Below are 24,711 nucleotides of genomic sequence, written 5' to 3'. Positions count from 1 at the left end.
GATGGATACGATTACTTTTGCGGGCGATAAGGATTTGGATTTTGTAGCAATCGGCCGCCTATGTATTGATTTGAATGCCAATGAAATCAATCGTCCTATGGAAGAAACGATGACTTTCACCAAATATGTGGGAGGTTCACCCGCCAACATCTGCATCGGTATGTCGCGATTAGGCATGAAAACAGCGTTTATCGGCAAGGTTGCTGATGATCAGATGGGCCGATTCATTGATCAATACCTGCGTAATAACGGCATAGATACTTCAGGTGTCACAACGGATCGGACCGGAGCGGTTACCGGACTTGCTTTTACAGAAATCAAAAGCCCAGAGGATTGCAGCATACTGATGTACCGCAGCAATGTGGCAGATTTGTTGCTTGCGCCTGAAGAAGTTGACGAATCGTTGATCAAGCGAAGCAAAGTGCTGCTCGTATCCGGTACGGCGCTGGCACAGAGTCCATCCCGCGAGGCGGTGCTTCTTGCACTTCGTTACGCACGTAAACACGGAACGAAGGTGATATTCGATATCGATTATCGGCCATATTCGTGGGCATCTCCCGAGGAAACGGCCATTTATTATCATTTGGCAGCGGAGAAAAGCGATATTATTATTGGTACGCGCGAGGAATTCGATATGCTGGAGCGGTTCGACGGCAACACCGAACGCAGTGACGAAGTAACTGCGGCGCAATGGTTCAGTTACCACGCTGAAATCGTCGTCATCAAGCATGGCAAAGAAGGATCGATTGCTTATGGCAAAAACGGCAGCTCACAGAGGGGTTCTATTTTCCCGGCTAAAGTTATCAAGACATTCGGAGCCGGCGACTCGTATGCAGCTGGTTTCATCTATGGACTTATGCAAGGATGGGATATCAGCCGCAGTATGACATTTGGCAGCGCGTCAGCTTCCATTGTTATTTCCAGTCATAGCTGCTCGGACGCCATGCCGACAGTGGGGCAGATTGAACAATATATGCTTTCTTCCAAACAAGTGTAATTGGAGAGGAGAACGACAATGATGACCCAAATGCAAGCACTTATACCTTTATCGAATTTTATTGGAGGCGAATGGATCGCCTCGACTTCAGGCAAGACGGAACCCGTATTCAATCCAGCAACCGAAGAAATTTTGGCTTACGTTCCACTGTCGTCTAAGGATGAAGTTGATCAAGCTGTCAGAAATGCGAAAGAAGCGTTTAAAACATGGAGTAAAACGCCGGTACCGCGCCGTGCTCGAATTCTTTTCAAATACCAACAGCTGCTAGTTGAACATTGGGAAGAGCTTGCGCAGATCATTACCTTGGAGAACGGAAAAAACTATCAAGATGCTCACGGGGAAGTCATGCGCGGCATTGAATGTGTTGAATTCGCTGCCGGGGCGCCAACGCTCATGATGGGAAAACAGCTTCCAGACATCGCTACAAATGTGGAGTCTGGCATGTTCCGGTATCCGATTGGGGTTGTGGGCGGAATTACACCGTTTAACTTCCCAATGATGGTACCCTGCTGGATGTTCCCTCTTGCAATTGCTTGCGGCAATACGTTTGTCCTGAAGCCCTCCGAGCGGACGCCGCTGCTTGCGAATCGTCTGGTGGATCTGTTTAAGGAAGCGGGTTTGCCGGATGGCGTGCTGAATCTTGTACATGGATCACACGATGTCGTAAATGGTCTGATTGAGCACCCGGACGTCATTGCGATTTCGTTTGTTGGCTCCCAGCCTGTCGCGGAATATGTGTATAAGAGCGCAACAGCGCAAGGGAAACGGGTTCAGGCGCTTGCCGGCGCCAAGAACCATACCATTGTCATGCCGGATGCCGACATGGACGGAGCGGTGACTCAAATCATCAACGCAGCATTTGGCTCTGCGGGCGAGCGCTGCATGGCATGCGCTGTCGTCGTTTCCGTTGGGAAAACGTCCGAAACATTGATTGATAAATTGGTCGCGGCTGCTGATAAGCTAATCATTGGTAATGGCATAGATAAAAACGTTTTTCTAGGGCCGGTTATCCGCGGTCCGCACAAGGAACGTACGCTGGGCTATATTGCGACAGGTACAGAAGAGGGTGCGGTACTGCTCCGTGATGGACGTACGGATGCGGCATCAAATGGCGAAGGGTATTTCGTCGGCCCAACAATTTTTGATCATGTGACGAGTGAGATGAAAATTTGGAAGGACGAAATATTTGCTCCCGTGCTGTCGATTGTCCGCGTGGATACGCTGGAAGAGGCGATTGAACTTGCCAATCGTTCAGAACTAGCAAACGGAGCGTGCATTTTCACTCAAAATGGCAGTCATGTTCGTCAATTCCGTGAAACGATCGACGCTGGTATGCTGGGTGTGAATTTGGGCGTACCTGCCCCAATGGCATTTTTCCCTTTCTCTGGCTGGAAGAAATCATTCTACGGTGACTTGCATGCTAACGGTTCAGACGGTGTTGAGTTTTTTACGAGGAAGAAAATGGTCACTTCCCGCTGGTAAGCGGCTCGTTAGCAGGAGGATCGGTTGATTCTGACCCTCCTGTTAAAATGTTTGGGCAATGGATCAAAATACCCGAAGGGAGGCATTTGAAAATGTGTGAACTGATTGTAAAACCGAACCAAACTCCGGATCAGGAAGGTAATACGCTTCGGATTACTCCAGAATCTGCAGGTTGGGAATATGTTGGTTTTGAAGTATTTACGCTAGAAGCCGGACAATCACTTAGCCGTCTGACAGAGGAGCGGGAAGCTTGCGTTGTTCTGCTTAGTGGAAAGGCTGACGTTGCCACAGTGAAGTCAGAATGGAAGAGCATCGGCCGCCGGATGAATGTTTTTGAGAAAATTCCTCCTTATTCCGTGTATGTTCCATCTGAAGATAAGTTCATGATTACCGCATTAACAGACCTGCAAATTGCTGTATGCTGGGCTCCAGGCAGCGGTACGCACGCAGCAAGATTGATCGAACCTGGTCATGTTGGGGTTGAAAATCGTGGCGAGGGCAGTACGCAGCGGCTCGTTCATAATATTTTGCCAGAAACCGCAGATGCGGACAGTCTGCTCGTCGTAGAAGTGTTTACGCCTGCCGGTCATTGGTCCAGTTTTCCTCCGCATAAGCATGACCGTGATTTTTTGCCTGAGGAATCACTTCTGGAAGAAACCTATTATTATCAAGTGCAGCCAGAGCAAGGATTTGCAGTACAGCGTGTCTATACCGATGACCGTTCACTGGACGAGACGTTGACTGTAGGCCACGGTGAAGTTGTGCTTGTACCTAAGGGCTACCATCCTGTATCTGCTCCTCCAGGTTATGATGTATATTATTTGAACGTAATGGCGGGGCCAGTTCGTATTTGGAAGTTTTATAACGATCCGGATCACGCTTGGCTAATGCCGAAGCCACGATAAGATATATAACGAGGATTAAAACGCTACAATAGAAAGAGAGCAATCCCATTTGTAATGATGGCATTGCTCTCTTTTTATTTTCACTTACTCAAAACTTGACATCCCATTCTGTAACTAATATTATTACAGTAAGTCAAAAAAGAATAGAGGACATAAAGCATGAAATGCAAAATTAATCGAAATGCAGCAACCGTTTTAAAAAAGATGTTGAGCAGTAATGAATCGGAGGGGAAGATGATTCGTGTTTTTATAACTCAGAATCATGGAGATCATGGTCATTATGATATAAAGCTGGATACACCTACTGAACATGATGAAATTGTAAAAACAGACAAAGACATTGAAATTGTATTAGATAAACGTGAACCGCTATTAGATGGGGTTTGGATTCAATATTTTTATGTGCCGGAAGAAGGTTTCTTCATAACGAACCCTTCTACAGGTTTTCTTGAGAAATAAGGTTTAAAATATTGAAGGTCAACAGGGAGGATGCAAAATTGCATCCTCTTTAAGCATTTATAGAGAGAACATGACAGAATTATGATAATATCCGATTGCTTTAAACCCTACAGTTGGACAAAGCCCGGTAATGGAGTTCTGAAGACTGCATAAAACGAATGTGCAGGATAGTTTAACTTCTTCGCGAATATTTCAAGTATGGAAAATATACGAAATAAAGACCTCAGAAAAATATTTTCCGATTATATATATACAATTGTAGAAGAATAAACATAATAAAATCAATTAATTAATCATTATGGAATCTAAAAGCAACTGGCCATTTTTCTAAGTAAAGGGAAAGAAATCGACCGTATCAAGGAACAGAATGTAAGAGATAGACTGTTTCTTGTTCAACAAGTCTGAGTGGTTCAATGAGGAGTTTTATCGATTAATGGGATTGAAAGACTTCTCTGAAAGATAACTTATTATTTTTAGGAGGGCACAACATGGAAGTTTTTGAAGAATATTTAGCAACTATCGTAAATCCACAACATCGGAGTCGAACGGAAGAAGTATTAACTTGGGTAACTAAGAAATTTCCAAATTTAAAGCCAAAAATCGCCTGGAAGCAGCCTATGTTTACCGATCACGACACATTTATTATTGGCTTTAGCGTAGCCAAACAACATATGGCTGTTGCCCCTGAAAAAGCAGGCATTAATCATTTTTCTGAGGAGATTGTGCAATCAGGTTATGACAACACCAAGGAGTTGATACGTATCCCGTGGGCTAGTCCGGTCGATTTCTTATTACTTGAGAAAATAATCGAGTTTAATATTTTGGATAAGGCAGACTGTTCGACTTTTTGGCGCTAGTATAAAACATAACATGAAAATTAGCTTATTCGCACTCGGGATATTCAGGGCTAACAAAACTGAAGTGAAATATATTTACTAATTGGAAAACCAGTGTTTAATAAACTAAAATAAATGACATGAGCAATAGCGTAGGCACGAATGTGCTTACGCTTTTTTTCATGTTTCAACGGGATTTAGAAATAGGAGGAAGTAATTGTCTAACATAAGGTATAATATGGTACAAAACAACTTTGTTGTCAATTTATTCGTAATAGGAGTATTGGAGGGAGCGATTATCAAAAAGAAAAATTGGATTGTCTTATCATTTATCTGTGTACTCTTAGGACTGTCAGCTTGGTTGACTGATATTTTATTTGAGCATATGTATAAATTGTGGTTGCTCACCTTTCTAATAAATCCTTTAGGATTTTTATTTGGGCTTCTTGGAAGAAGTAAATGGGGAATGATCACCAATGTACTAATGACCATCAGTGTTTTTATTTTTATGTTTATTGGATACTTAATTGCTGCTCTTTTTGGAGGACAGCCGTGAAATTAAAGTCAGCAGTTTGAAACGATTGATTTTTAAAAAGGGAGGTATTGTATGAGGAGAAAGCATTTAATTTTCTTTATTTTGATCACTTCATTATTATTTCCAGGCAATTTATCAGCAACTTCATGGGCAAATGAATTTGTTGTTTGGCATGGTTATGTTTATGTAATAAGTGATGAGTATGTAACAGAGATACATAAAAAGATTGGGCATGTCACTGTATATTCAGATATGGAAACCTATACTGGCAATTACTCTAACTCATATAAGAAGGGGACTAAATATTATTCAATTAAAGGTATTAGTACAGATGAAGCGATCGCAGTTCAACATAAAGATGGGAAGTTTATAAAAGCAAACAGGGATGGTAAATTCAAAGGAGAGAATACTGATTACTCGGGTTTAGTGAGAAATGTGATTATTATTTCTCTATTAGCCATTTTGGTGATCTTTCTCGTTAGAAACAGAAATAAGAAGCGGACTTAACTCGTATAGGCGCTCTAGTATGTAGATTGTAGAAGTCAAATTCGGGATTATAAAGGAAAAAAATGCCAATGCCAACCAGATGTTCTTGGTTGGCATTTGTTTTTCTACGAGCATCTGGCAGAAAACAGAGCTGCTTTTTGGACGGAAAAAGCAGCATTTACAACCTCAGGAACTTATGATAAATTGATAGTAGTTTCACATAATGAAATGGTGTTTCGTAGAATGAAACAAAATACTCTTTTTATAAGAGGAGGAGCAGCAATGGGAGAATCAATAAAAGATCAAGTACAGAAGCAATTTGGAAAAAATGCTGCAAAATATGTAACAAGCAGCCGCCATGCCAAAGGCGAAGATTTGGCTTTTCTTGTTTCGTCATCCCAAGCCAACAAGGAGATGGAGGTACTTGACGTTGCAACAGGAGGCGGGCATGTGGCCAATGCGCTTGCACCGCTCGTCCGCCATGTGATTGCTTATGATCTGACAGAACAGATGTTAGAGAAGGCAGCGGAATTTATTCATGGTAATGGACATTCTAACGTCGACTTCGTACAGGGGGATGCCGAGCTGCTTCCATTTGCCGATGCTTCCTTTGACTTGGTAGCTTGCCGTATTGCAGCGCATCATTTTCCAAATGTGCCTGCTTTCGCTTCAGAAGCATTCCGCGTCATTAAGCCGGGCGGCAAGCTGCTTCTAATTGACAATGTTGCTCCTGAGAATGATGCGTTTGATGAATTTTACAATCAGGTTGAAAAGAAAAGGGACCCTAGCCATGTTCGTGCCTGGAAAAAGTCTGAATGGATTAACCTGCTGGAGAATAGCGGGTTTCGCCTTGAAATAATGGTTTGTTTTCCCAAACCGTTTAAATTCCAAGATTGGTGTGAACGGTCTGATCTTCCAGAAGCGGAGCAGGCTTTACTTGAGACAAAAATGCTGCAAACCCCAAAGGAGATGAAAGATTTTTTCTCTATCCAAACTGATGAACCTGGCAGACTTACCTCATTTAACGGAGAATCTGTATATATTCAAGCGATCCGTTCATAATTATTTCTTAAGTAAACGTCCCCATATAAATAGAAAAAGGCTGCGCTCAAGTCAAGTAGGTTTAACTACGATTTGAGGCAGCCTTTTTATTTGAACGGTGTTTGAACGCGTATACACTATGACAGCTATTATTGCTGCATGTTTGCTGAATAAACATCTTTCCAGCGTTGGTTCGTTAAAATTTCAGCGTCTTTGCTCATAAAGGCGGTCATAGCCTGTGAATCGTCCATTAACCGATATTTCATCCATGCGGTCAGATATCCTCTATGTTGTCCGCCATCTTGTTCAATCGCCGTATGTGCCGCCCCTTTTGCCATCGCCATCATTGCTGGAATATGTGGATTTGCCTTACTAATCTCTACTTTGTTGGAGGATGAAGGAGAGATAATAAAATCACGCGTTCCACTCATTACAAAAAAAGGTACCTTTATTGCGGATGTGTCGTAAACATCCTCTGGATCGCAATATTTCAGCTTCGGGAGCGCAATTGAGACAACCGTCTTGATGAGAGCGCCATGTTCAAAGTTGGTGTGGGCGTTTATTACACCTGTGGAGCCTTGAGAATGACCTGCAGCGCCTATTTGATCTTTTTGAATTCGTTGATAGAACGGGCTGCCGGGCATATCGTTTTGTGTTAACATATAATCAATAGAGGCAACAATTTCTTTTCCTGTTCCAGTGGTTGTACTAAAAGTATCAATAACTATAAATCCCCAACTAGCTAAATGGTTAAAAAGTTCATCGTATTGCTCAGGCAGTGCTCCTGTTCCGTTGCCCCAAGCAATGAGAGGATGCATCGAATCATGTGATTTTGGGGAGTAGACTTTATACAGCTTTTCACCATGTTCGTCTAAGATCTCGCTTGTCTCTACATCGTATTCTCCAGATGAAGCATATTTCTCTTCCACGCTGCCCGTCTCAAAAGCAGCTGAAACGGAGTTCACCAGCAGAAAGGACACCGTAGAGAAAGCAATAATTATAATTAAAACAATGCCGGTCGTCCATAATAGCCATTTGCTTCTGAGAACTCTCTTAATTTGTAGCATACAATCTCCTCTCGCTATGACTAACGTGTACGTTATCCGAAATGTCAGGTATAATGCCGGATGTTCATGATGATGAGCCTTATTAGTTTTCATAGTTGTTTAGTAGTTTTATTATACTCTATGCTTATGGGCAATGTTAATTTTCACATTAAACCGTTCGCAGTTCTTATTAAGCTAGGGAGGATGAACTAGAATGCTTTACGATTTAAAGGGTGAAGCCAATATGACACCTATTGTGGGAATGTTATTTTCCGCTGTAAAAGAGAATAACCAACGGCTGCAATTAATTACACGCGGCATGTCACAAGGAGAAGTAGATTACAAGGGACCTGATCACAATTTTAATAGTACTGCTCAGCTAATTAAACATCTCATGTGTGTTGATCTAAATTGGGTTTATAGATTAATGGGGCAACCACTTCCACAGTCATTAAAGGAATTATATGGCCCCATGATAGATGAAAATAATAGGCTTCCTATGGTCAAAGGGATATCTTTGAATACAATAATGACCAAATATGATGATGTATTAAAAATGTTAAATGATTCATGTGCACAATTAACAGATGCTGAATTAGACAAAGTTGTTACTTTTGGACATGAAAATGAAAAGCGTGCAACGATACGTTGGGGCTTGTGGCATATGGCTGACCATAGCCGCTATCATCAAGCTCATATTAATTTGCTTAGGAAATGGTATGGTGACAATTCTCTGTCTAAATAAGGGGAGAACTACAGGTATCATTTTTTGTGCGCTGTAAAGATAAAAAGAGCAAACGCTGCTGCAGCGTTTGCTCTTTTTGTTGATATAGCTCTACCTTACACTATTCAATTTTATCAAGAGATCGGTTTTTGGCAATATCTAATACAAAATCCCCTAAATCATCATAACTCATTTGATTTAATTTCTGTTTGAGAGCTTCCGAAATCGTCTCTTTTTCAAATATTCCTTTAATAATATCAATGACCAATTCAACCCTAGCCTGATGCCTTTCCTTCGTATCCATGCGCATCCCTATATTCTCCTGTTCTCGATAGACATTCTTCAATATCGGCAAATCTTAAAGTGTAAACTGATGACTGCCTATTTTCTTAGTGGCTGTACGCGTCTTGAACCAAGCCGAATTGGTAATTATCGGATTAAAGAAGAACAACGCATTGCCAGTAGGATCATTCCCTTTTACAGCAGCTTTAGCGGCTTTGAATGCGGTTTGGTTCGGAATAAGCCAGTACTGTCCGTCTTTTACGGCAGAGAACGCATTGGGCTCCATAATGACTTCTTTTACTGTGTTCGGGAATTTTGAAGACTGAAGCCGATTCATGACAACCGCCCCAACCGCCACTTGGCCTTTATACTCTTCTCCTCTAGCCTCGGCATAGATGACACGTGCGAGCATGGAAAGTTCTTTTTTGTTGACCGATAATTTTTTGAGCTTCGCCCAAGTTTTTGGACCTACAACGCCGTCACCCTGGAGACCGCTCTTTTTTTGAAAGGATTGAACCGCAGTGCGGGTAGCCTTTCCAAAACTGTTATCGATGGGCAAATGGTAATAACCCATTGTTTGAAGCCGAAACTGCAGATCTGTAATGTCCTGTCCCTTGCTGCCAAGTTTCAACACGGGTGAAGCCTCAACTTTGTGATTTGATACGGCTGCGGTAACTAGTACAAGTAGGACAAATAGAGTCAAAAATCTGTTCATGATGAATAAATCCCTCCTGATGTGAATGATAGGTAATGATTGGATGGCATTGAGCGTTTATTCTAGCACAGCATGAATAGGATAATCTTGTTAAGATTTTCTCATTTACACGCCCCCCTGAATTCAATAAAACGCGACGAAACCTTATAAAAGCAATACATAAGGAGTGAATAACGATGGTGAATAATTACAAACGCTTCATTCAAAATCAATTCGAAAAAGCGAAGTCTACCGCTTCCGAGCTTATTTCTTCAAGAAGTGAAGAAGAAGAAAAAGCTATTATAGAACTCAATCCACAACATTATGTTGAGCTGAAAGCAATCGCCGATAAGCAGCATACGACCGTGCAAGCGATTATCGATGGAATCTTAGTCCAATACTTGGCAAGCGCTCCATACGAAATAGCTCCGATCACGACGGGCCAGAAGGAAGATAACCCGCTTTTGTATTTGGATGGTATTTGCAAATTAGAGGATTAAGGAGTGCTGACAGATGGATAACCACTTAAATGTACAAGATACAATATTTTTGGATGAAACAGCTTTTGCTGCATTGATGAACCCAGAGGACCCTCATTATGTGAAAGCTCGTTCCCTGTTTTTGGATTTGCATGATCTTGAACGTAATTATGTAACAACCAACTCTATTTTATTTGATCTTCACGAATGGCTTCGCAATGAATACAGCTATCAGCAGGCAGAATATTTTCTTAATGCGATTGATAAGGCAGTCAGTAAAGGCAAGCTGGCGGTCATCTCCAGCGGCCCTGAGTTTGAGGGGGAATCACGTAGATTGCTTATCGACAGGCCTGAGCTCCGATTCTCTCTCAGCGAAGCATTAACCGCTGTGACGATGTCCTATTATCAGGTAAAACGTATCTTTACTTTCAATCACAATTATATGATGCTTGCCAATTTGGATAAGGATATTCGCATCATTCCGTCCAATTAATAAGCATTTAAATAAATACAGCCATATTGATTTGTATCGAATTAGACTTTTTTAGTATTGATGCAGCAATTGTGAAAACGCCAAAAAGCAGCTCTTCCTCGTTAGAGGAGGGGCTGCTTTTGGTCTTTCTAATGTGAAATGCTTAAGTAGAGCTGCGAACGACCAAATGTGTAGGTAAAATAACCTTCTTCGGCAGCAAGCTATTCCCATTCATTCGTTCTAATAATAAGTCAACGGCGACCATCCCAATTTCCTCGGTCGGCACATCAATGGTTGATAGAGGAGGATTGGAGTATTTGGATACTTCAATGTTGGATAGGCCGATAACAGCCACTTCATCAGGCACAGAGATCCCGTTGTTATATAAGCTGTTAAGGGTTGCCATAGCCATCAAATCACTGGCTGCAAAGAAGGCTGTAGGCAAGTTGTTTGTTTGGCATAAATGATTGACTTTATCGATACAGACAACCTCATCCCACATGCAATCAATAAGCCATTCGGGATTAACACTCATTCCAGCGGCATGCATGGTGGAATAGTACCCTTGATAGCGCCGGCTCTCTTTTAAATTGCTTTTTAAACCGCTTCCACCTATATAGCCAATATTCGTATGTCCTTTTTCAATAAGATGGCTAACGGCTAGAGAAGCAACATTGTAATGGTCATAACCTACATTATCAATATCCCAGCGTTCTGTATCGATACCAACAATATGAGGTACCTGCTTGCGAACATATTCATATGTTTCGCTATTTAAGGATTCCATTAGGATAAGGCCTGTAATCGATTCACTAAACGTGTTAAACAATATCTTCTTATCATCTAATTCAGGACCTGTTCGAATAAAGGCAATATTATAACCTGATTGAAGCAATCTCTTTTCTACACCGGATAATATAGACATGAAATAAGGATCGTTATACTTGTTTTTTGTCACACTTAATACGCACCCTATTTTGACTTGAGCTTTGTTTGCCGAATGATCCTTCGTTGCTGCTTGATGCTTGGGGCTATCAGTAATTTTATAGTTAAGCTGTGTAACGGCCTGCCAGACTCTTTCTCGTGTTTCATCTGTGATTTTATACTTCGTATCATTATTTAAAACTCTAGATACGGTAGCCGTGGACACATTCGCTAATTTTGCAACATCCCTAATCGTACTCATAGCTATGCATAGTCTCCTTTTGAAAATGCTAATGATCGTTATGTTACGTTGTGATTCGTCATTAGCGCTTTATGTTTTGTTGCGTGAAAATTACGTTCATACCGATTTGTCTGTATGTATGCCTACTAAACTATATAGTAACATACGAATGATGCGTAGTCTCACATTAAATTTTATTTGAGAACGATGTAATTTCCTCTTGCAGGATTGGTTAGAAATGTTATAATTGCACCATAAGATTACTAAACAAACCACATATATAACGTAACACACAACGTAACAAAAAAGCAAATGTTGTTTATTTAAAGAGAATACCTAGTGAGGAGATGATGAGACATGAATAAAGCGATGACCGTGTACCCGGTAATCGTGGATAGCTTACTAAGCAATCCTGGCATTGGTTTTACTTCAGCACCTGGTTTAATGGATGACATCGGTGATGTGTTTGACAATAGAGGGGAAAAGAAAGAGAAATATAAATTTACGCAAGACAGCAGGACATACAATCATCCGGATAGCAAAGTCTATTTCTGCAGTGCTCGCTGGAGGGATATAGAAATTGCAAAAGGTGTTTTCAGGTGGGAAGTGCTTGAGGAAAAGCTAGAGTATGCCAAATCCATGGGATGTACTGCGGTGGTACGTTGTTCGCCATATGCACTAAGTGAAGAAGATGATATACCGGAATGGTTTCGAGCGGAAAGTCCGGAGGAGCCCGATTTTCCTTTTTGGAGAGTAGATCCTGAGACAACGAGGTATGTGGAGTATTGGTCTGATTTTATAAAAGCTTTTGCAAAGAAGTATGACGGGCATCCCGTTATAAGCTCTATAGATTTGACGATTGTAGGAGCATGGGGGGAAGGCGGAGGCACGGAATTTTTAGAGCCAGAGGCCATTCAACGTATTACAGATGCTTATTTGGATGGTTTTAAAATAACACCTTTGCAAGCGCTTTTACATGATCCACTTTCAATGAAGATCATAACGGATCGTAAAGCCAAAGTAGGCTTTCGTGTCGATTGTCTAGGCGATATGGGCGGTTTTCATGGCAAACGATGGTCTCATATGACCGACTTTTACCCTCAGAATATACAGAACTTTAAAATGGAAAATGCATGGGAGAAAGCTCCGATTTTATTTGAAGCATGCTGGCATATGAATGACTGGTATATTCAGGGCTGGGATATTGATTACATTATTCAAGAAACGCTCAAATGGCATATTTCTTCATTCAACAACAAAGGGACAATCGTACCGGAGCCGTGGAAAGATCATGTGAAGCAGTGGCTAAACAAGATGGGCTACCGCTTTGAATTAAGAAAGTTCACTTATGATGCTGAAGTTGAGTCAGGCGGGAATCTAGATGTTGCTGCTTTGTGGGCTAATGTTGGGGTCGCACCTATTTATAATCGCTATCCGCTTGTATTGAAGCTAACAAGCAATAATCAGACATATACACTTTATAGCAGAGAAGATATAAGAGAATGGCTGCCGGACGAAGATATTGCTTGGGAAGAGAGTTTTTCGATTCCGAGCGATGTGCCAGCAGGAGAGTATCGTTTAGAAATTGGCATAGAAACAGGTGTGCAAGAGATTGGAAATGTTAAGCTGGCGATTGAAGGAAATACGGACGGCTATTACGAGATGGGAAAACTTTTAATAAAAGGGGATCAGTAACGAATGTCGATACGGTTGGATTTTAAAACGGCTGCTGCGTACTGCAATTTTGATTATCTTCCAGAAGGTTTAGAAGACAAATATAAAAGCTACGAACCGAGTAACAAGACTATACTCATTCCACGTAAGTTTTTAATTGAAATTTTTGAGCAATATCAACTTCCCGAGCATACCAAACAGTGGCTGGTTGGGGGAATTGAAGCGATAGAAAAGGATGAAATATTATTTCTATTCACGGCCTTTTTAGTAGATGACATGTGCTCGTTGCGCAATCGCTGTGATGAAGATTTTTATACGAATATGACTCCGGGATGTATGAAGCAATATGGTGATTTATATTCCTTTCTTTTGCTGCTTGCTTGTGTTGTCCCTTCTATGGAAATAGTGGAAAAGCGCGGAATTCCTAAACCATATTACGAGAATATCCCTCATCAGCCACTTAAAGCTCAGTTGGAAAAATTAGTGGCATATGGTGATTCTAAAGTCCGTGACTTTCCGTGGGATTTGAATTTTTATACTTGTTCAATATTTCGATTAGATCGATTTCTCTTTATACCTTATCGATTTGAAGATCCTTTTACTATGCATCGTCATGTTCACACGCAAGAGGTTATTGCACTTCGACATGCGGGAGAAGAGTTTCGCAGCGATGGGCAAAGGAATGGAATCAATGGTGTATTTGATCCTGGGGGATATTTCACATCGAAATGGGAGGAAAATGCTGATCACATTATCGCTAATCGGATAAATCCAATGGGCTACGTTGAAAGAGAACCAACTTCTATAGCAAAGAAGGAATGGGAACCGGTTCTTCAGAGAGGAGATACCCTATTAGCGCTGCATATTCCATCTGGACCTGGCTATACACCCGAAAGGCTGAAACATTCGATGTCACTCGCAATTGAATTATATGCTAACTATTTTCCGGAGTTAGCTATAAAAGGCTTCTGGAGCGCAAGCTGGCTATATGATACGAGATTATCACTGATATTGGACAATGAAAAAAGCAATATCGTATTGGTTCAAAGGCAGTTTTATAATTATCCCACATTTGAAGGGGACAGCATGCTGCGTTATGAAGCCTTTGGCGATCGGGAGGCAGATCCTGTCCAGAACGATGTCCAATACAAAACCTCGTTGCAAAGAGCTGCTGCAGCTTATATGAAGACGGGAGCGCGATTTAACACATTAAGTATGATTGTTTTGAAGGAAGAAATCGAACAGATTGGAAATATGCCCTATATTTCAGATGCGGATATTGATCAATTCTTTAATACCGTTGATTGCCATTTACAGAGGAGGTAATGGGATGGGGAAATATTCGCTTGAAAACTACGAGAAGTATAAAACCGTAAAATTTCGGCCTTATCCATTACCGAGTAATGACGCTCAATCAAGAAATGGTGTTTTTCAATATGTTTCTTATTCATGGAATGAACTAGAACCTACTAGAGGGGAATACAAACTCGAACAGGTGAAGGCAGCACTTAACACAGCAACAAATCCAATACTTATGATCAAACCGGACTTACCTATATGGGTGAAAGGTCATGAAGTTGAATGTTTTGCGGCTTTTATAAGAAAAGTTGGGAGTTATATAGATTCAGATAGTCGAGTCGAAGGAGTTGTTATATCGACACTCGCTGACGGTAAGGAAGAATGGAATGCCTATACGGATTCACTTGAAGCCACGACGCTTCTTGCTGATCTGCACAATGCAAAACTAATTCAATACTTAAGGGAACATGGCCGTGGGTTTGGGTTGATCGTAAATTGCAGTGAAGATAACTGGATAACATGCTGTGAAGCATTTGCCAAACAGAAGCTGCAGCAGGTATGGAAGAGTTATCCGGTCGTCCTGCATTTTACCGATAATGTATGCGGTCCTAATAGTAGGCGTGAGGCGCATCGATGGCATGCAAGCCTTTCTAATTTGGAAATAGAGCTTGGATATGACCTTACTCTACGAAGATTGACATATCCAGAGAACGTTTCTAGTGGGGGCAGCTTACCGCTTCGGTTCTGGTTTGTTAACACAGGGACTTCAAGAAATTACCGTGAATTTCGTTTGTGGGTGAAATTAGTGCAAGGGGAGGTATCGTATGAAATTCCCATCCATGCTGCAACGGAGTCATGGTTAACGGGGGATCTTGTCCATAACGAGATTATACAATTGCCGGATATGCCGCCGGGAAATTATACATTAAGCTTTGGCTTGTTTTTCGAAGACCGAACATTCATCAATCTGAATATACAAAGCAACGTGCAGGACGGTTATTACGAGGCAGGTACTGTGAACGTTGAAATCACAAGTGAAGATCCTCTTTTGAATATATGGGATACCTATTATCCCGAAGGATATTATCCATTGGAAGATCCTAAATTGCCGGAATAGAAATAGAGTGCATCTTGGATAAAAACTCATACGCTGGAGGTAGTTGATTTGAAACTTGCATTAATCGGAGCAGGGCAAAGAGGCATGATTTATTCAGAATACGCAAGCAAAACAGTAGAAATTGTTGCGGTAGTTGAACCAAATGACAATAGAAGAAAGGTAGCAGCCGATCAGTTCGGCATCCCTCTGGAGAAACAATTTCAATCTGTAGATGAATTTTATCGATTGGGAAAAATTTGCGACGCTCTTATTATTTCTTCGATGGACAGAGACCATTATACGCAAACGATGGAAGCGCTTGATCTTGGTTATGACATTCTGTTGGAAAAACCAATTTCGCCAAGTCCGGAGGAATGTTTAAGAATACAACAAAAAGCGAATGAAAAAGGTCGCAAAGTTATCGTTTGTCATGTGCTCCGATATACAAATTTTTTCGCAGAAATAAAAAAAATTATTGATAGCAATGAGTTGGGAAAGATCATAACCATTCAGCATAATGAAAACGTCGGAAATTATCATATGGCTCATTCTTTTGTAAGGGGGAATTGGAGAAACAGCGACCTAGCGAGCCCAATTATTATGCAGAAATCCTGTCATGATATGGATATATTGGCATGGCTTGTGGACAGTGATGCGAAGCGGATTTCTTCCTATGGAGACCTGACTTATTTTAAAGAAGAGAATGCACCAGCTAATAGCGCTGATCGATGCCTAGACTGTAAAGTTGCCGCAGATTGCCGCTTCGATGCCAGAAAGGCTTATCTTCCAATCAGAGGCCAATGGCCGGCTACAACGATTTCGGTGGATCAGACCGAAGAGGGATTATTGAAAGCTTTGGAAACAAGCCCTTATGGACGCTGTGTTTATCGGTCTGATAATAATGTTTGTGACCATCAAGCATCCATTATTGAGTTCAAAAACGGCGTAACGGTCACCTTTAATTTAAGTGGTTTTACCAATAAGATGTATCGTACGCTTAAAATTATGTGCGAGCATGGAGAAATTAGAGGTGATGACAGCTTAAATATCATTGAAGTAACGCGGTTCACATCCAATATGTCTGAACAATATGAGCACACCGTGATCCGGCCAGCTGCCATGAATGGCGGACATAATGGCGGGGATACAGGACTGATGATTGATTTCTTGGACAATTTAGTAAATGAGGACAGCAACAGCAGATCTTCCATTGATAGATCAGTAGAAAGTCACATTATGGCCTATGCAGCTGAGAGAGCAAGGGTTACAGGTACGGTAATTGATATCGATCATTTAAAGGAAGAGCTGCAAGAAACATTACGCGATAGCCGCTCGATAACGATGCAAAGGTAGTGATGTAATGAGTTCAGTTGTGAAAGGTTTCTTATATGAGATAAAGAAAAACAGAATATTGTATCTCATGTGCGTGCCTGCGCTTGTTGTATTAATCATGTTCAGCTACATCCCTTTTGCAGGAATATGGATGGCATTTACCGACTTTAATGTAGTTGACGGCATATTTGGCAGTAAATTTGTTGGTCTTGATAACTTCACTTACTTTTTCTCTAAAAATAGCATGGGCTGGAAGGTTACCTATAACACCTTATACATCAACTTTTTCAGCCTCATTTTAGGCATTATTGTTCCAGTCAGTATCGCTGTTTTTTTAAACGAGATACGGAATAAATCGTTTAAACGGATTGCTCAAAGCATGATGTTTTTTCCCTATTTTATATCGTGGGTTGTAGTGGGCGCTATTCTGTACGGGATCTTCTCAACGGATGTAGGTGTTGCCAACAATATTTTGGAATTTTTTGGGGCAGATCCGATTAGATGGTATTCAGAACCGAAGTATTGGAAATGGATCATTATTCTATCGAGTGTTTGGAAGTGGAGCGGGTATAGCTCTATTCTTTACATGGCTGCAATGGCTAACTTTGATGGGAGCTTGTATGAAGCAGCGAAAGTAGATGGCGCGAATAAGCTGCAGCGCATTGTTTTCTTAACGATTCCTATGCTAAAACCAACGATCATTGTCTTGACATTACTAAGTGTTGGACGGATCTTTTATGGCGACTTTGGTATGATATACGGCATTGTCGGTAATAACCCTGTACTCATTGACGAGGTTACCGTAATTGATACCTATGTTTACCAGTCTATGCGTACGTTGGGCTTTTCTTATTCGACTGCAATCGGATTATTTCAGTCTCTAATGGGATTAATTCTAATCTCTGCAGCTAACAAATCGGCTAAGAAAATAAACGATGGAGAGGGTCTATTTTAATAATGGAAACTAATCGATTGCTTGGGGATAGACTCGTAAAGAGCTTGGCGTACTGTTTTATTGGCTTATTTGCACTCGTATGTTTATACCCGCTTGTATTGACCTTAAGTGTTTCCTTCTCATCTGAGCAGGCCATTGTCAAAAATGGTTATTCCATTATCCCGCTGAGTCCAAGTTTGGATACGTATAAATATATCTATGTGAATAGTGGCATGAAGATATTGAAATCTTATGGCGTAACCATCTTTGTAACTGTAATTGGTACGGTAAGCGCATTGCTGATTACAAGTATGATTGCATTCTCGATATCCGTAAAAAAGCTGAGATATCGCAATATTATCGCATTCATTAGCAACTTTACGATTATTTTCTCGGCCGGCTTGATTCCGTGGTATATGGTTAGCGTGAATTATTACGGTTTGAAAAATAGTATTTTAGCGTTAATCCTTCCTTCTATTTTTAGCGTATGGAATATGTTTTTGCTGCGAACGTATTTTTCTAGCATTTCACCGTCTTTATATGAAGCGGCGGAGATGGATGGAGCTAATTATTTTACCATTTATTTGAAAGTAGCTCTTCCTTTAAGCAAGACTGCTCTGCTCACAGTGGGATTAATGTATGCGCTGAATTATTGGAATGATTGGTGGAATGCACTCATCTTCATCAACGATAAGGATCTATTTCCGCTGCAATATTATCTCTACAACATTCTATCCAATGTAAATGCGATCAGCTCCGGCCGTATTCCCTCTGGGGCTTCCGGCAACATAACGCTGCCTGCAGAAACAGTAAAGATGGCAATTACCGTTATCACAATTGGTCCTATTATTTTCCTATTTCCCTTTATACAAAAGTATTTCGTTCATGGCATTATGGCGGGCGCAGTAAAGGAATAAACGATATATGGTTTGTAGCCTATCTAGGCCTAACATACATTAACCATTAAATAGGGAGGGTTATCAATGAAATCCAGTAAAATGCTTATCTTTTTGGTTTTAATGCTAGTTTCTACTTCAATACTAGCAGCGTGTAGCAACAAGGAAGAGGTTGGAGGAAAGGGGAAGCTCGAAACACTCACCATCTTGTACCCGGGGGACGAAAGTGATCGTATGACTGAATTTCTTGGAAATGAATTTTCAGAGAAAATGGCAGCCGATCTCGGATTAAAGTTGAAAGTTATTTTTGTGCCATGGGCTCAGTACTGGGAGCAAAAAGATATTATGCTCGCTGCAAATGAACCGATTGATCTTTATTGGGATGGCCTTCCCGACCTTTCTACCATTGTGAATAAGAAGCAAAGCATGCCATTGGATGATCTAATTAAGCAATATGGCCAGGATATGCTCAAAGTGCTGCCGATGGAACAGTTTCAGGGTGCGGTAATTGACGGCAAAATTCATGGTATTCCATCGGCGTATGCTCCGTCATCAGCCATGTATCAACTGGTAGCTGTTCGTCAGGATATACTAGAGGCTGTTGGTATGAACGAAATAAAAACAGCTGAAGATTTAAAAGATTTTGCTACCAAAGCGAAAAAACAGTTTCCGGAAATGAAAGGGCCAGCTGATATTGTCTTTAAACCTCTCACCAGATATTTTACAGAAGAGCAGTATAACTTTATTGCAGTAGAAGATTTAATCGTATTTGGCGAAGACAGCAAAAAAGCACATAGCTATTATGAATCAGAAGCTTTCCAAAAAGTAGCGAAATTTAACCGCAGTATGTATGATGCAGGGCTTTATTCAGAGGATCTGACTATCAAATACAATGAACGGGATTCTCGCATGCAGACAGGTCTATACTTATGGGTTGAAGGCTCGTTAGGCAAAGAAATGGAAATTATAGATGCAATAAAAGCAAATGCACCTGATGCTAGAGTGAAAACTTATCTTCTGGCACCTGAGAAACCTCGTTATATTACTGCAACAGGAGGAGAAGTTCTTGGCGTTCCGGTAACGGCTCCTAATCCAGAGGGTGCGATAAAATTCGTGAACTGGATTTATAAATCCAAAGAAAATTATCAATTAGCGCTCTATGGCGTTGAAGGCAAAGATTATGAGATTGTAGATGGAAGAATCAAAAAGCTGACTGCAAATGAGTTTTTCTATGAATGGATGTTTAGAAACCAGAATTATCAATTGTTTGGACCAGACGTAGCACAAGAATCAATTGATCATTATAAGACGTGGGATGACGAGGCAGTAACTTCCGCTTCACTCGGCTTCCGATTTAATAATGAGAAAGTAAAATTGATTGAGACTGCGCTAAAAGAAGTAGCAGGCAAGGACTTAGCAGCTATACGTTCAGGCTTTGTCGATTTTGAAACGGAATATCCGAAAGCGATTAAGAAGCTAAAAGCAGCAGGGATTGATGATTACGTAGCTGAGATTCAACGCCAGTTGGATGAGTTTTTGGCTAGTAAATAAAGAGATATTATATTTTCAAGTTCATAGTATTGGCATAGGAGTAAAAATAAGTTATGTGAAAACCCCGACCTAAAAGAGGTCGGGGTTTTTGCGTTGTTTTGCATAACGCCCTATGCAGGATGTAGTACTATAGAAATAGGAACCAATCTTTCCTTTTGAGGGGAATGTTTAATGAAGAAAAGTAAGCATATTAGGGATTTAATATATGTGAGCGGCGAGCATGAAAAAAATTATTTTTGCTCCTATGGAATCGAATTTCATGAATTTATGAACTGTGTACATCATAGGCCGGAGAACCTTATACTTCTTAAACATGATTTTCATAACGTACAGACGAATCGGCATTCTAGACTTCATTATGTTTTGCAGCAAGGATTGGATGAATTAATTGAAGAAAACGTGTACCACTATGGAGATTTTTGTTGGGTAGATTTCTCCAAAGAAGAGGATTTAAATGCTTTAAGCAACAATCAAATCGCTGAATTATTGTTTTTTGGCCATATGGGTGAGCCATTGCATCATTTACCAAAGCTGAGGTTTGCTTATTTTGCACATGATGATGGCTGGTTTAACAAGCTTTATGTTAGCGACTTATATGACTATGAAGTTCTTTTAGCTAAAGTGATTACTTTTAAGCTTCATAAGCTAGCCGGTAGAAAAGTTCAGGATATTCCAAAGGACATATCATCGCTTCTTTTAGAATGGACAAGAGATGGATTATTGATTGACTTGTCAAAAATTCAAAAAAGTAAAGCTGAATTAAGAATACCGGTAACCTTTATTGGTCATGACATTGATATGGACAGCGTATACGATTTTAGAAAAGAAATTAGGGATTACAAGGTTTGGTTAGTTTATTCAAAAAAGGTATGGAAGCTTATTAAAGGAGATTAAAATGAACGTTGCGTTATGGGGAAGTATCGTCCCTGTCATTTGAGCGCGATTGTTGATATTTCTAATGGGTTATATATTCGCCCAAGTGTGTTACATATCCACAGGTAGGCTGAAAATCAGACATCGTGGATCTTATTTTATCGATAAATGTATGTCATTATATTTCTAGGGGGGATTGGATGTTTACTGAATTCAATTTGACGGATGACAGCCCTGCCTATACCCAAGTAAAAGAATACATGAAAAGCTTAATTACTTTAGGAGTATTGCAAGCGAATCAGAAGCTACCGTCCACGCGCGAACTCAGTTCTATGCTGAATGTCAGTAGAAATACGGTAGTTAGTGCATACGCAGATTTGAAAGACGAAGGTTTTGTGTATGTAGATAAAGGAAAAGGGAGCTTTGTTGCTCAAAAATTAGGTGAGTCAGCAACTGACCCTTCATGGCAGCTTGATTGGAAGCAAAATATTAGCAAGCAAGCGAAGATTGCTGAAGAAATGGATCTTAGCAAGCACGGGATACGTTCGAGCACAGGAGAAATCAATTTTACAAGTATCGCACCGGATGGGAAACTGTTTGATCTCGATAATGTCAAACGAGCTTTTTTAGATCGGATGTCCATAGAGGGTGAAATCATCTTAAACTATGGATATGCACAAGGCTACAAGCCTTTAATGGAATATTTACTTCGATATATGGAGAATAAAGGGGTAAATCTAGAGGGTAAGGATATTCTGATTACGAACGGTTTTACAGAAGGGTTAGACCTCATTTTATCGGCTTTGATTAAGAAACATGGCCGTGTTCTTTGCGAGAACCCTACCCATCATGCGGCAATTAAACTGTTTAAGATGCATGGATTTGATATTGAGGGTATCGAAATGGAGCAAGACGGGATTAATCTTGTGGAGCTGGAGAGAGCATTGTCAGAACGATTGTTTGATTTAACCTATCTTGTACCTTCTTATCATAATCCAACGGGTATTGTGATGTCTCCCCATAAACGAATGGAAGTCATCAAGCTGCTCCATAAATATCAAGTCCCGCTTATTGAAGATGGGTTCAACGAGGAACTAAGGTTTTCAGGAGACCACATTGCCCCTTTACTTGCATGTAACGGAAATGGAAATAGTGTCATCTATCTAGGCAGTTTTTCGAAAATCCTTTTCCCCGGCCTCCGGGTTGGATGGGTCTTGGCTGAGAAAGAGCTCATTTATTATCTGGAAAGTGTAAAGCGTGCGCGAAGCATTCACACCTCCACGTTAGATCAATCCTTGCTTTATCAATATCTTCATAATGGCAACTTCGAGAAATATTTGAAGAAAGCCAAATCTGAATATAAACGAAAATGTGAATTAGTCATTCGGTGCTGTAAAGCGTTTATTCCGTTAAAACGCCTTTCAGGCGACGGAGGGCTTCATGTTTTTATTGAATTCGAAGACAACTTTGATACCAATGACTTATTAGAATACTGTCGCCACAAAGGAGTCATATTTACTCCGGGCAACTTTTTTTTTACAGATAATAAAGGTCATCATACGATGCGGCTTGGTTTCTCACGAGTAGCAGATGAGGACATCATAAAAGGGATTCAAATTATAGGTGATACGGCTAAACAAATGATGAAGGAGAGACAGCCATGAGAGTTGGAGTGATAATGGGGGGTATTTCATCAGAAAAAGAAGTATCCCTTATGACTGGACGCGAAATGATTGCTAATTTGGATAGAGAAAAATATGAGTTGTATCCGATTGAAATCAATCGAAAAGATGAACTCATTGAAAAAGTGAAAAATATTGATGTAGCTCTGCTTGCGCTTCATGGGAAGTTTGGTGAAGATGGAACGATTCAAGGAGCGCTTGAAACACTTGGCGTTCCTTATACCGGCTGCGGTGTTTTATCGAGCAGCTTGAGCATGGATAAAAATATTTCCAAAAAGCTTTTTCGTAATGAAGGCATCCATACTCCTGACTGGATACATTTGAATGGTGCAGATGAATTAAGTATTGAAGATGTCGAACGTCTGGGGTATCCGGTTATAGTGAAGCCAAATTCAGGCGGATCGAGTTTAGGAGTCAAAATATTAAAGAACAAAGAAACGTTGGTTGATGAGGTACTAGAAACCTTTCGATGGGATAATGAAGTATTGATCGAGCAATATATCGAAGGTGAGGAAATAACCTGCTCCATTTTAAACGGTAAACTTCTTCCCATCATCGCTATTCGGTCTCAATCTGAATTTTTTGATTATTCTTCCAAGTATGATGACGGTGGAGCCGATGAACAAGTGATCCAGCTGCCTCCTGAGATTTTTGAACGGGTTCGTGCTTCTGCACTCGGCTGTTACAAGACATTAAAATGCAGCGTTTACGCCCGAATCGACATGATTATTAAAGATGGAATTCCTTATGTAATGGAAGTGAACACATTACCTGGTTTGACGAAAAATAGCCTTCTGCCCAAAAGCGCCAAAGCTGCGGGAATTTCATTCAGTCAACTGTTGGATCAGATTATTGAATATTCATTAATGGAAAGAAAGAATTAATGGGTAACTATAGCATGAAATGAACGAGGCTGCCGGTATGAATCGGCAGCCTCGTACTGTTTTTGAGCAGTTAACCTCAATGATTTGTGTTAAAGTGGGAATGATCATGTATTTTATAAAGGGAGAGGAAGAAATGTCACTATCACTTATCTTTGATATGGACGGAACACTATTTCAAACAAATAAAATATTAGAAATATCACTTGAAGATGCGTTTAATCAGTTAAGAGCAATAAATGAATGGGATACAGCAACACCTATTGATAAATACCGCGAAATTATGGGTATCCCTTTACCAAAGGTTTGGGAAACTCTGTTGCCCAATCATTCCAAAGAAATAAGAGAACAAACGGATGCATACTTTCTAGAACGATTAATTGAAAACATTAGAAGCGGGAATGGTGCTTTATATCCTAATGTAAAAGAAGTTTTTAGTTATCTAAAAGACAATGGTTTTTCAATATACATAGCTAGCAATGGTCTAACGGATTATTTAAAAGCAATCGTGAGTTATTATCATTTGGATAATTGGATAACAGAAACGTTTAGTATTCAACAAATTGAATCGCTAAATAAATCAGATTTAGTTAAAAGCATTATTGAAAAATACGGTATTACCAACGCAGCTGTAGTAGGAGATCGTCTATCGGATATAAATGCAGCCAAAGATAATGGTTTAGTCGCTATTGGATGCAACTTTGATTTTGCACAAGAAGACGAACTCTCTCAGGCAGATATAGTTATTGATGACTTAATTGAGCTGAAAACAATAGTGTCACAGTTAAAAAAATAGGTATTTATTTAATGGATAACGATTGCTTAAAAACGGCGGCTGACATGATGGTTGCCGTTTGCTCAACCAATTAATAAGTACTTTAACGTTTATA

26 protein-coding genes are annotated in these 24,711 nt (G+C 40.3%); 22 read left to right on the top strand and 4 right to left on the bottom strand.

Annotation, left to right across the window (positions count from 1 at the left end; genetic code table 11):
- Nucleotide 1: 1 nt before the first annotated feature.
- The 8 genes from iolC (at nt 2) to MHH56_RS18395 (ending at nt 6,762) form a co-directional block, all read left to right on the top strand.
- Nucleotides 2–997: a 5-dehydro-2-deoxygluconokinase gene (gene iolC, locus MHH56_RS18430; RefSeq protein WP_339209656.1), complete on the top strand. Its 996-nt coding sequence runs from the start codon at nt 2–4 to the stop codon at nt 995–997.
- A gap of 21 nt (nt 998–1,018) precedes the next feature.
- Nucleotides 1,019–2,479 carry a CoA-acylating methylmalonate-semialdehyde dehydrogenase gene (locus MHH56_RS18425; protein ID WP_339209655.1) on the top strand — a complete coding sequence of 487 codons (1,461 nt, stop codon included), beginning with the start codon at nt 1,019–1,021 and terminating at the stop codon, nt 2,477–2,479.
- A 92-nt stretch (nt 2,480–2,571) separates the two neighbouring features.
- Entirely contained in the window at nt 2,572–3,384 is an 813-nt protein-coding gene (gene iolB, locus MHH56_RS18420) for a 5-deoxy-glucuronate isomerase (protein ID WP_339203033.1), read from the top strand.
- A 159-nt stretch (nt 3,385–3,543) separates the two neighbouring features.
- On the top strand, nt 3,544–3,843 hold the full coding sequence (locus tag MHH56_RS18415; RefSeq protein WP_076265580.1) for a heme biosynthesis protein HemY: 300 nt from the start codon (nt 3,544–3,546) through the stop codon (nt 3,841–3,843).
- Between the two features lie 488 nt (nt 3,844–4,331).
- Entirely contained in the window at nt 4,332–4,700 is a 369-nt protein-coding gene (locus MHH56_RS18410) for an iron chaperone (protein WP_339203031.1), read from the top strand.
- A 217-nt stretch (nt 4,701–4,917) separates the two neighbouring features.
- Nucleotides 4,918–5,235 (top strand): hypothetical protein, encoded by a 318-nt coding sequence (locus MHH56_RS18405; RefSeq protein ID WP_339203030.1) that lies wholly within the window; start codon nt 4,918–4,920, stop codon nt 5,233–5,235.
- A 51-nt stretch (nt 5,236–5,286) separates the two neighbouring features.
- Nucleotides 5,287–5,721 carry a hypothetical protein gene (locus MHH56_RS18400; protein WP_339203029.1) on the top strand — a complete coding sequence of 145 codons (435 nt, stop codon included), beginning with the start codon at nt 5,287–5,289 and terminating at the stop codon, nt 5,719–5,721.
- A gap of 261 nt (nt 5,722–5,982) precedes the next feature.
- Nucleotides 5,983–6,762: a class I SAM-dependent methyltransferase gene (locus MHH56_RS18395; protein ID WP_339203028.1), complete on the top strand. Its 780-nt coding sequence runs from the start codon at nt 5,983–5,985 to the stop codon at nt 6,760–6,762.
- Between the two features lie 128 nt (nt 6,763–6,890).
- On the opposite strand, the gene MHH56_RS18390 is transcribed toward MHH56_RS18395, so the two are convergent.
- Nucleotides 6,891–7,808: an alpha/beta hydrolase gene (locus MHH56_RS18390; protein ID WP_339203027.1), complete on the bottom strand. Its 918-nt coding sequence runs from the start codon at nt 7,806–7,808 to the stop codon at nt 6,891–6,893.
- A gap of 193 nt (nt 7,809–8,001) precedes the next feature.
- Here MHH56_RS18390 and MHH56_RS18385 point away from each other — a divergent pair, with 193 nt between their 5' ends.
- Nucleotides 8,002–8,532 (top strand): DinB family protein, encoded by a 531-nt coding sequence (locus MHH56_RS18385; protein WP_339203026.1) that lies wholly within the window; start codon nt 8,002–8,004, stop codon nt 8,530–8,532.
- 100 nt (nt 8,533–8,632) lie between these two features.
- Here MHH56_RS18385 and MHH56_RS18380 read toward each other — a convergent pair whose 3' ends face one another.
- On the bottom strand, nt 8,633–8,821 hold the full coding sequence (locus MHH56_RS18380; protein ID WP_339203025.1) for a hypothetical protein: 189 nt from the start codon (nt 8,819–8,821) through the stop codon (nt 8,633–8,635).
- A gap of 48 nt (nt 8,822–8,869) precedes the next feature.
- Nucleotides 8,870–9,508: a cell wall hydrolase gene (locus tag MHH56_RS18375; protein ID WP_339203024.1), complete on the bottom strand. Its 639-nt coding sequence runs from the start codon at nt 9,506–9,508 to the stop codon at nt 8,870–8,872.
- Nucleotides 9,509–9,684: 176 nt separating this feature from the next.
- Between MHH56_RS18375 and MHH56_RS18370 the strand changes: the two genes are divergently transcribed.
- Entirely contained in the window at nt 9,685–9,987 is a 303-nt protein-coding gene (locus MHH56_RS18370) for a hypothetical protein (protein WP_339203023.1), read from the top strand.
- A gap of 13 nt (nt 9,988–10,000) precedes the next feature.
- Entirely contained in the window at nt 10,001–10,459 is a 459-nt protein-coding gene (locus MHH56_RS18365) for a hypothetical protein (RefSeq protein WP_339203021.1), read from the top strand.
- A gap of 142 nt (nt 10,460–10,601) precedes the next feature.
- On the opposite strand, the gene MHH56_RS18360 is transcribed toward MHH56_RS18365, so the two are convergent.
- Nucleotides 10,602–11,624, bottom strand: a complete 1,023-nt coding sequence (locus MHH56_RS18360) for a LacI family DNA-binding transcriptional regulator (RefSeq protein WP_339203020.1) — start codon at nt 11,622–11,624, stop codon at nt 10,602–10,604.
- Between the two features lie 336 nt (nt 11,625–11,960).
- Between MHH56_RS18360 and MHH56_RS18355 the strand changes: the two genes are divergently transcribed.
- From MHH56_RS18355 to MHH56_RS18305, 11 genes are all read left to right on the top strand, one after another.
- On the top strand, nt 11,961–13,298 hold the full coding sequence (locus tag MHH56_RS18355) for a DUF4832 domain-containing protein (RefSeq protein WP_339203019.1): 1,338 nt from the start codon (nt 11,961–11,963) through the stop codon (nt 13,296–13,298).
- A 15-nt stretch (nt 13,299–13,313) separates the two neighbouring features.
- On the top strand, nt 13,314–14,603 hold the full coding sequence (locus MHH56_RS18350) for a hypothetical protein (RefSeq protein WP_339203017.1): 1,290 nt from the start codon (nt 13,314–13,316) through the stop codon (nt 14,601–14,603).
- Between the two features lie 4 nt (nt 14,604–14,607).
- A complete protein-coding gene (locus MHH56_RS18345) occupies nt 14,608–15,693 on the top strand; it encodes a DUF4832 domain-containing protein (RefSeq protein ID WP_339203016.1) in 1,086 nt (361 codons plus the stop codon).
- Nucleotides 15,694–15,741: 48 nt separating this feature from the next.
- Nucleotides 15,742–17,025, top strand: a complete 1,284-nt coding sequence (locus MHH56_RS18340) for a Gfo/Idh/MocA family oxidoreductase (protein WP_339203015.1) — start codon at nt 15,742–15,744, stop codon at nt 17,023–17,025.
- Nucleotides 17,026–17,032: 7 nt separating this feature from the next.
- Complete coding sequence (locus MHH56_RS18335) at nt 17,033–17,959, top strand: ABC transporter permease subunit (protein ID WP_076265595.1); 927 nt, start codon at nt 17,033–17,035, stop codon at nt 17,957–17,959.
- A 2-nt stretch (nt 17,960–17,961) separates the two neighbouring features.
- The gene (locus MHH56_RS18330; protein ID WP_339203014.1) at nt 17,962–18,855 is read left to right on the top strand and encodes a carbohydrate ABC transporter permease; all 894 of its coding nucleotides are present in this window, start codon (nt 17,962–17,964) and stop codon (nt 18,853–18,855) included.
- A gap of 66 nt (nt 18,856–18,921) precedes the next feature.
- The gene (locus tag MHH56_RS18325) at nt 18,922–20,385 is read left to right on the top strand and encodes an ABC transporter substrate-binding protein (protein ID WP_339203013.1); all 1,464 of its coding nucleotides are present in this window, start codon (nt 18,922–18,924) and stop codon (nt 20,383–20,385) included.
- Nucleotides 20,386–20,556: 171 nt separating this feature from the next.
- Nucleotides 20,557–21,279, top strand: a complete 723-nt coding sequence (locus MHH56_RS18320) for a hypothetical protein (protein WP_339203012.1) — start codon at nt 20,557–20,559, stop codon at nt 21,277–21,279.
- A 179-nt stretch (nt 21,280–21,458) separates the two neighbouring features.
- Nucleotides 21,459–22,922, top strand: coding sequence for a PLP-dependent aminotransferase family protein (locus tag MHH56_RS18315; RefSeq protein ID WP_339203011.1), 1,464 nt, complete (start codon nt 21,459–21,461; stop codon nt 22,920–22,922).
- Nucleotides 22,919–23,824 carry a D-alanine--D-alanine ligase gene (locus MHH56_RS18310; RefSeq protein ID WP_339203010.1) on the top strand — a complete coding sequence of 302 codons (906 nt, stop codon included), beginning with the start codon at nt 22,919–22,921 and terminating at the stop codon, nt 23,822–23,824. The genes MHH56_RS18315 and MHH56_RS18310 overlap by 4 nt, the downstream gene beginning before the upstream one ends.
- A 133-nt stretch (nt 23,825–23,957) precedes the next feature.
- Nucleotides 23,958–24,617 (top strand): HAD hydrolase-like protein, encoded by a 660-nt coding sequence (locus MHH56_RS18305; RefSeq protein ID WP_339209654.1) that lies wholly within the window; start codon nt 23,958–23,960, stop codon nt 24,615–24,617.
- Nucleotides 24,618–24,711: the final 94 nt, after the last annotated feature.

This window comes from Paenibacillus sp. FSL K6-3182, assembly GCF_037976325.1.
Lineage (GTDB): Bacteria > Bacillota > Bacilli > Paenibacillales > Paenibacillaceae > Pristimantibacillus.
This window is presented reverse-complemented; position numbering and strand designations above follow the sequence as displayed.